This window comes from Collinsella sp., from assembly GCF_052346665.1.
Lineage (GTDB): Bacteria > Actinomycetota > Coriobacteriia > Coriobacteriales > Coriobacteriaceae > Collinsella.
In genome coordinates this window covers 35,377-42,853 of sequence record NZ_DAWDUX010000016.1, presented here as the reverse complement: position 1 = coordinate 42,853, position 7,477 = coordinate 35,377, and the positions used below count along the sequence as shown (strand labels likewise).

The 7,477-nt window shown below is 63.1% G+C and carries 7 protein-coding genes; 4 read left to right on the top strand and 3 right to left on the bottom strand.

Annotation, left to right across the window (positions count from 1 at the left end; all coding sequences use genetic code 11):
• The 4 genes from ACT8II_RS04410 to ACT8II_RS04395 form a co-directional block, all read left to right on the top strand.
• Positions 1–1,274 (top strand): Cna B-type domain-containing protein (locus tag ACT8II_RS04410; RefSeq protein WP_443813090.1); only part of this gene is annotated, 1,274 nt, incomplete at its 5' end.
• 80 nt (positions 1,275–1,354) lie between these two features.
• Entirely contained in the window at positions 1,355–2,905 is a 1,551-nt protein-coding gene (locus ACT8II_RS04405) for a SpaH/EbpB family LPXTG-anchored major pilin (RefSeq protein WP_443813089.1), read from the top strand.
• A 12-nt stretch (positions 2,906–2,917) separates the two neighbouring features.
• Positions 2,918–3,871, top strand: coding sequence for a class C sortase (locus tag ACT8II_RS04400; RefSeq protein WP_443813087.1), 954 nt, complete (start codon positions 2,918–2,920; stop codon positions 3,869–3,871).
• Complete coding sequence (locus ACT8II_RS04395) at positions 3,843–4,643, top strand: hypothetical protein (protein WP_443813085.1); 801 nt, start codon at positions 3,843–3,845, stop codon at positions 4,641–4,643. The genes ACT8II_RS04400 and ACT8II_RS04395 overlap by 29 nt, the downstream gene beginning before the upstream one ends.
• A 50-nt stretch (positions 4,644–4,693) precedes the next feature.
• Here the strand turns inward: ACT8II_RS04395 and ACT8II_RS04390 are convergent, their stop codons facing one another.
• From ACT8II_RS04390 to ACT8II_RS04380, 3 genes are all read right to left on the bottom strand, one after another.
• Positions 4,694–5,455, bottom strand: coding sequence for a mechanosensitive ion channel family protein (locus ACT8II_RS04390; RefSeq protein ID WP_443813083.1), 762 nt, complete (start codon positions 5,453–5,455; stop codon positions 4,694–4,696).
• Between the two features lie 109 nt (positions 5,456–5,564).
• Positions 5,565–6,398 (bottom strand): MerR family transcriptional regulator, encoded by an 834-nt coding sequence (locus tag ACT8II_RS04385; RefSeq protein ID WP_443813081.1) that lies wholly within the window; start codon positions 6,396–6,398, stop codon positions 5,565–5,567.
• Between the two features lie 164 nt (positions 6,399–6,562).
• On the bottom strand, positions 6,563–7,477 hold a 915-nt coding region (locus tag ACT8II_RS04380; protein WP_443813079.1), incomplete at its 5' end, for an MFS transporter.

Genomic DNA, 7,477 nt, shown 5'->3' with positions numbered 1-7,477 from the left:
GCGGCGCATCGCAACATGCGGACGGCGTGGCCGATCGTGCCACCGGTTATGCGGGCGGCTTTTCGGGCCTCAACGACGAGGGCGTGCTCTATCACAACGACATGTATTATGCCGACGTGGTGCGTGGCACAGCCGAAAAGGTCGATCCGTTCGCTAACACCCAGCTCAAGAGCGTGTGGGACTTCAACAGCATGGAGGACATCGTAGGTCCGGACGATGCGAACAACTACAACGTGTATCGCGTGTACCGCAAACATGTGGACGGTGCGACGGCGGCTGTTACCAAGGGCAACGCGCTCATCACGGGCGGCACGCTTGATACGGGCGAGGGCACGGCCAACACTGGCCTTGACCGTTACGATGTCGAGTTCTTCCATATTGTGAACTGCTTCGACCAGGATATGGCCAACAGCGACGCCTCCGGTGATGAGGGAAAGAGATGGACCGGCGTGAAGGGAGCTCAGCGCACGGGTGAAAACGGCTTCAAGGAAGCGCTCGGCGTGTACGCCAGCCCGTCTAAGGCTGTGCTTATGCTCGACACCGCGCAGACCGGCAACGGTGGCGCGCTTACCCCTGAGCCCGACGAGGGCCAAGATCCTTGTGAGGCGCGCGTGGATGTGACCATCCAGAAGGTCTGGAACGACGCCGGCGATAAGGAAGGTCTGCGCCCCGACGCCATCCGCGTGCAGTTGGTTGGCTCCTACACCAACGATGCGGGCGAGAAGGTCGTGCCGAGTGAGCTCATCGTGCAGGACGGCAACGGCACCACAACTGAGAAGATTGTCAACCCGCAGCAGGTCGACCTGACGGAGGCCGATAACGCATCCGGCTGGACGGAGACCTGGCGCCGTGTGGTGGCGGGCCTGCCTGTGGCCTTTGCGGACGAGAACAAGGTCATTCATTACTACACCTATGAGGCAACCGAGGTCCAGGTGCTCATTGACGGCGAGTGGAAGAGCCTGGAGGAAGCGGGCTACACCGTCTCCTACCGCGTTGACGGCACGGACCGCGTGATCGAAATTACCAACACGCATCTGCCCATGCTCCCCGAGACGGGCGGCATTGGCACGTGGCTTACGGTGCTGGCGGGCGGCATGCTGCTTGCGTGCGCTGCTTACGAGCGCCGCCGCAGGTCGATGGCGTATGCCGGGTACGTGCCCGCGCATTTTGCGCCCTCTCGTCCTCGGCTTGAGCCCACGCGCCCCCGGCACCTACGTGCGCATGGTGCGCACAGGCAGGTCAGGCGCGGCGGATCGGGTCGCGCACCGAGATAGGTATCTCGCGTGGCGCAGGTAACGCGCCGCTGCAGATAGGTAGTTGTTCATGTCATGCGTTTGAGGGAAGGAATGATTCGATGAAAACGATGACAAAACGCATCGCCAGCATGGCACTGGCGGTCATGATGGCGGTCGTGATGCTCGCGAGCGCCCTGCCCACCAAGGCGTTCGCGGCCACCACGGGCAATCTGACCATTACGAATCAGAGCGCCGAGTTTGAGGGCAAGCAGGTTAAGGCGTGGCAGATGTTCTCCGCCACCGCTACCGCCGACGGAAACAATGCAAGCTACACGCTCAATGCTGAGTGGAAGCGTTTCTTCACGACCGAAATTGGCGGCAATATGGCTGGTCTGTCTGGCGAAGGGCTTTCTCAGGCGGCAATCGAGTATGTGAATGCCCTTGGTGCCGATGAGGGCACCAACGTGATTGCTTTCGCCAAGAAGGCTTCCGACTGGGCGAAGGAGCAGGGCATTGGCGCAACGTCTACCGTAACGGCAGCTGCAAGTGGCGATGCCTATGTGGCTAAGTTCGAGGGCCTTGCCTTCGGCTACTATGTGATCTCCCCGCAGGGCGGTTCCACCGCTGATCGCGGAACTGACGCCATCCTGGCGAATGTGGTCACGGCCGACAAGAACGTGAACCTCAAGAGCGAGTATCCCACCATCGAGAAGACCGTTGATGGCGACAACCATGCAGACGCTCAGGTTGGCGACGTGCTGAACTTCGAACTGAAGTCCAAGGTCCCCGACATGACCGAGTACACCACCTATGTGTTCAACTTCGTCGATACCCTGTCCAAGGGTCTGACGCTTGACCAGAGCACCATCAAGGTGACCATTGGCGCTTCCGAGCTTCAGAAGGACGTCGATTACACCGTCTCCGTCACGGGCGGCAATGGCGCTGCCACCGAGCTGAAAATCATCATGACCGACTTCGAGACGAAGCATGGTGACAAGGCCGGTCAGGATATCAAGGTAACCTACTCTGCAAGCATCAATGAGCATGCCGTTGCTGGCAAGGATGACGCAGGCAACAGCGCGAAACTCGAGTACAGCAACGACCCCATCAACGGCGGTACGGGCACTTCTGTTCCCAGTGTTACCCACGGTTACACCTTCGGCTTCGACATCAACAAGACTGACGGCACGGGCGGATCCGCCCTTGCCGGCGCCGTCTTCCAGCTGCAGAAGAAGGGTGAAAGCACCCCGATTAAGCTGATTGTTAAGCAGGCGGGCGACGAGACCCAGCCCGCCATCGTTCGTCCTGCCAAGGCCGACGAGATGGGCCAGGCTGTTGACACCATCACCACTCCCAAGAGCGGTAAGATCACCTTCGAGGGCCTGGACGCCATCGCCTACCAGCTCGTCGAGACCGAGGCTCCCGACGGATACAACAAGCTCAAGGATCCCGTCGACGTGACGATTGCCGCAAATTACGACCAGGATGGCGTGCTTCAGAGCTGGACGGTGAACGGCGGCGGCAATGACGTTGCCGTTAACATCCAGAACAACAAGGGCACCCTGCTCCCCGAGACCGGCGGCATGGGCACCATCCTGTTCACGCTCGTCGGCGCCGCTGCCATCGGCTACGGCATCTACCGCAAGCGCACGGCCAAGACCGTTGCGTAATTTGGTTTCGCGATGAAAAAGTCCCGCGACTGGTTCTCAACATTGGCAATCATCGGCGGTTTGCTGCTGGTGCTCTACCCGACCATCTCGAACTTCCTTAACCTGCGCAACGCCACGCGCGTGATCGAGCAGTACAGCGAAGCGGTCGACGAGCTCACCGACGATGAGGCACAGCAGCTCATGGATGCTGCCCGCATCTACAATGCCAAGCTCGCGGGGCTCTCGGGCATCCCGGCTGCAGACGGCGGCTGGGATGCCATCGACGCCTCACTGGCCGCTCAGCTCCGTGAGGAGTACATGGGCCTGCTCGACCTCACCGGCACGGGCGTGATGGGCTACATCACCATCCCGCGCCTCGACGAGACCATGCCCATCTACCACACCACCGAGGAAAAAGTCCTGCAGGTGGCCACGGGGCACATCGAGACCTCGTCGCTGCCCGTAGGCGGCGCGTCCACCCACGCGGCGATCTCCGGCCACCGTGGCCTGCCCTCGGCCAAGCTCTTTACCGAGCTCGACAAAATGCAGGTGGGCGACATATTCTACGTCCGCGTCCTCAAGGAGACCTTCGCCTACCAGGTGGACCAGATCCTCACGGTGCTTCCGGAGGAAACCGAAGCCCTCGCCATCGAGCCGGGCGCGGATTACATCACGCTCGTCACCTGCACGCCGTACGGCATCAACTCGCATCGGCTGCTCGTGCGAGCGCACGCCATCCCATTCTTGCCGTCCATGCTAGACGAAGTGGGCGTGATGGGCAGCCCCATCAACCTCTCGTGGCCGCATCTCGCGCTTATTGCAGGGCTGATCTTTGCGGCAATTGTGTTGGCGAGTTTGCGCCTGCGCCACGTGCAGCGCCGAGACGGCATGCGCGGCGGTGCGTATGGGAATGCGGGTGGTGTCGCCCGGAGGCGAATGATGGGAAGGGAGGACGAACATGAACATGGCGGACGCCACTTTGCATAAGCGGGTTCTCGCGTCCGGACGGCTTTGGCCATCCGTCGCGCACCCGGCTGCCCTCGTTTGCCGGGCGGCCTTTGCGCTCCTGTGCGCCTGTGCCGCCCTCGTCTTGTGCGTTGCTCCCGCTGCGGCCATCGCCGCCCCCGTTGGATCTATCACCCTTGAGTGCTCGGTCGAGCGCAACGGGATGGATACGCCCCTTGCGGGGGATCGCTATGCTGTGGTTCTTGTTGCCCGCGCCTCAATTGACGCAGAGGGCGTAAGCTACGAAACGCTCGACGCCTTTGCCTCCGCCGATTGCGCGTGGGCGGAGCTGGATGCCGGCGGGCTTCGCGATAAGGCGCGGGAGGTCCATGGCCTTGCCATCGATGCCGCCGCTGAGCCCGCGGACACGCTTGGCGCCAACGCGAGCGGCATCGGCTCCGTGTATGGGTTGGAGCCGGGTGTGTACCTGCTCTACCGCACGGAGACGGCGCCCGCCAATGCCGACACGTCTGCCGATCCGTTCTTGGTCGGCGTACCCACGTTTGCGGACGGTGAGCTCATCTACAACGTGACGGCGCACCCCAAGTTTGAGACCGAGAAACCTCCCGCTGGAGGGGATTCGCAGCCTGGTGAGCCCGGCACCCCCGACAACCCAGGTGGGATGTTCCCCGGTCTCGGTATGCCCTCGACGGGCGATATCCAGATGATGCTCGTCGGCTTGCTGCTGATTGCGGGTGTGGGCACGCTGTGGCTTGCGCGCCGCATCTCAAGCGCGGGCAAGGCGGGCGAATAGTCTCAATTGAGGGACTGTCCTAAATCGGAGCCCTGCGCGGTGCAGCTTGGCTAGACGAGTGTCGCGATGGCGCGGACCACGGCGTCTGCGGCCGCGGAGGTCTTGGCGGCGTCCTCAACCTGAAACACGATTTTGCCCTTGATGCCGAGCTCCGAGATCTCGGAGAACAGCACGCGCGGCCCGTCGATGACGGGGGAGACCTCGCGCGCCGCCTTGAGGGCGAGGTCGGCGAGCTGCTCGGCGAGGCCGTCCATGTTCTCGGCGTGCGGGCTGCCGTCCTCGCTCAGGCGCGGAACGGCGAAGGGCACGGCCACGCGGCTGGCCGGCAGCAGGTGCACGAGCGCGGTCTTGGAGATGATCGAGTTGGGGATGATCACCGTCTGCCCCATGGCGTCGCGGATGGTGGTGTGGCGCCAGGTGACGTCTTGGACCACGCCGCGCTCCGCGCCCACCTCGATATTATCGCCGGGCTTCACGATGCCCATGAAGGTGACCTGCAGGCCGCCGATGAGATTGGACAGCGTGTCCTGAAAGCCCAGGGACACGGCGATGCCGCCGACGCCAAGAGCGGCTACAAGGGCGTTTGCGTTGACGCCGAAGCACGCGTCGAGGATAACGCTCGCGCCGGTGGCCCAGATGACGCCGCGAGCGATGTTGATGATGATGCTCGAGGAGGGCAGCGGGTTGCTGTCGCGCTCGAGAAAGTGGCGCAGTGCTCGGCTGGCGATGCGCGCGATGATGGCGGTCGCGACGATGAGCGCGATCGCCCATAGGACGCTCTGCACGAACGGAATCTTGAAGAACGTAAACACGGCTTCCTCCAATAGCGAATCTGGGGACGGGTGCACTATTGCACATTCTGCCAGCGGCGCCGGAGGCGAATGCGTGGCCACAATGTGCAATAGTGCACCCGTCCCCAGATTACACGTTTCTTTGGGCGAGGCGGTCGGTGAAGCGTAGGAATAGCTCGTCGGAGACGGCGATTTGCGCGTCGTTGTAATGCACCATCGCCATGTTCTCGAGCATACGCTCGTAATCCTTGTCGGGCCGCAGCCAGTTCGAAGTGTCCATGCAGTCGGCGATCTTGTCGAGAAACGCCATGCCCGCATTGATGGCGCGCTCGCGCTCCTCCGCACTCGCGTTACCCGGAAGCGTGTCGATGAGGCGACTGACGCGCAGGTATTCATCGATCAGCCCACGCTCGGGAATGGCGCGGAAAATGCGTTCGATCTCGGCAAGCTCGCCGTCCGAGTAGAGGTGCGCCGCGATGCCCATGGCAATCTTGTCGTCGTCGGTGAGGGCGCTGAGCAAAAAACCGTGGGCATCCGTCTGGCGCTCAAAGGCATCAATGGCCTCGAGAACGGACGCCGCGCGCTCGGGGTAGTCGGGGTCGGTTTGGCGCGCGCGGATATGGCGGATGAGGTCGCGCTGATGCTCAAGGTGCGCAATCTGCTCAACCAGCTGGCGATCGAGCTGTTCGAGGAGTTGCTCGGCGCCTGCGCCCAGCTCATCGCCGAGATCTCCCTCGTCTTCGCGCTCAGCATCGAGCTCATCGAGCATGGGGCCAATCTGGTCGAGCGAAAACCCCAGCGAGGCGAGCTGGCGGATGCGAAGGAGCCGTAGGAGATGCTCGGCTTCATACTCGCGGTAGCCGTTGGAGGAGCGCTTGGGCTCCGGCAACAGGCCGATGGCGTGGTAATGACGCAACGTGCGTACACTCACGCCGGCCATATGCGCTAATTCTCCGCTTTTCATGCCCCACCCTGTGTTGATGAGGGCGCCCCAAAGACTGATCGAGGGCGCCTGTGCACAATGTGTGTAAGGAAGTCGTTAGACTGCCTTGGTCGGCACGCATGCCGGCTTGTTGGAAAACCGTCAGATGGCCTTGGCCAGCACGCGCTGGGTCTGTTGGAAAGCCGTTAGGCCGCCTTAGACTCATGTTCCAGTTGTACCCCGTCCGTGGCGATGCCATCGCCCAAATCGCGCAAGGCCGGCGCCATGAGGGCTGCAAGCGTGACGATGGCCCAAAGCCCGGCGAGGATCAGCCCAGTGGCCTTGATTTGCAATCCGGCGATGAGCGTGGACCCCAAAAACGTGCCCATGGGCCCAATGACCAGGTAGAGGGCGTTAAGCGTTCCCATGGCAGAGCCGCGGCGGTCTTCGGGCACGCGCTCGAAGGCGAAAAAGCCGAGCAGCGCGGAGGCGGGGCCGGCAAAGAGGCCCACGAGCGTGGCGGACGCGAGCAGCAGCGGCGTCGTAGGCAGCAGCCCCATGCCGACCGCGCCCACACTCATGCCGAGTAGGGAGACCGTGAGCCAGCCGCGGCGCGAAAGGCGGTTGGCGAGGGCGGTGTAGCCCAGGGAACCTATGAGCATGCCCACGCCCATGGCTGAGACAAACACGCCGGTAAGCTCGGGCGTTCCGAGTTGCGTGAAGTAGGCGGGAAGCACGATTCCCTGCCAGCTTGCCATGATCATGGTGACGCCAAAGGAGAGCAGGGTAGTGGCGCGCAGGAGGCGGTTGTCCGCGAAGAGGGCGGAGAGGCCGTCGGTGAGGACGGCGCGCCCGGTTTCGAGCAGGCCGCGAAGGACGGCGGCCTTGGGGGAGGAGGGCTCGGCAGCGATGTCTTGGTTCGTGGCGGTGTTGCCGGCGGGTGTCGCCGAGCTGTCGGCGCTTGCGCTGCCAACGGGAGCCTCGGCGTGCGCCCTCTGCGCCTTGATGGCGCCAACACCCTTGGGTAGGGTGGCGCTCACGGCGGCTGCGGCGCAGGAGCACGCCGCCGTCACCCATAGGGCATCGACGTCGGGCATGAAGCCGATGAGCAGCGCGGCGAC